General features: G+C 64.0%; 1 protein-coding gene. It reads left to right on the plus strand.

Annotation, left to right across the window (positions count from 1 at the left end; genetic code table 11):
- Positions 1 to 448: 50S ribosomal protein L11 methyltransferase (locus EOA86_RS37800; protein ID WP_128345896.1), on the plus strand; the 448-nt coding region annotated here is incomplete at its 5' end.
- Positions 449 to 519 lie beyond the last annotated feature (71 nt).

Raw genomic sequence — 519 nt, forward strand, 5'->3', positions numbered from 1 at the left:
GCAACAGGTCGTGCGGCGCGAGCGCCCGCGCAACGCGCTCGACCTCGGCACCGGCAGTGCGGTGCTGGCCATCGCGGTGGCCAAGCTCGCCCATATTCCGGTGCTGGCGACCGACATCGATCCGGTCGCCATAAAGGTCGCCGCCGCCAATGCGTGGCTCAACCACGTCAAGGCGCTTGTCGAAACGGTGACGGCGCGGGGATTCCACCATCCGATTTTTGCCGCGCGCGGCCCCTTCGATCTCATCGTTGCCAACATACTGGCGCGGCCGTTGATGCGGCTGGCGCCCGAAATGGCAAGGCATATCGCTTTGGGCGGCTCGATCGTGCTGTCAGGTATCCTCGACCGGCAGCGCGACGCGGTGATTTCGGCCTATGTCGGCCAGCAGTTCCGCCATGTCAGGACGTTGCATCGCGAAGGCTGGGTGACGATTCACCTTAAGCGGTGAGGCCCAGCACTTTCAAACGCAGGCCGTAAATTCGCTCAGACGTAGCGCGACCTTGCCGCCTTCTTCAGTTC

The organism is Mesorhizobium sp. M5C.F.Ca.IN.020.32.2.1, from assembly GCF_004023105.1.
Classification (GTDB): Bacteria; Pseudomonadota; Alphaproteobacteria; order Rhizobiales; family Rhizobiaceae; genus Mesorhizobium; species Mesorhizobium wenxiniae.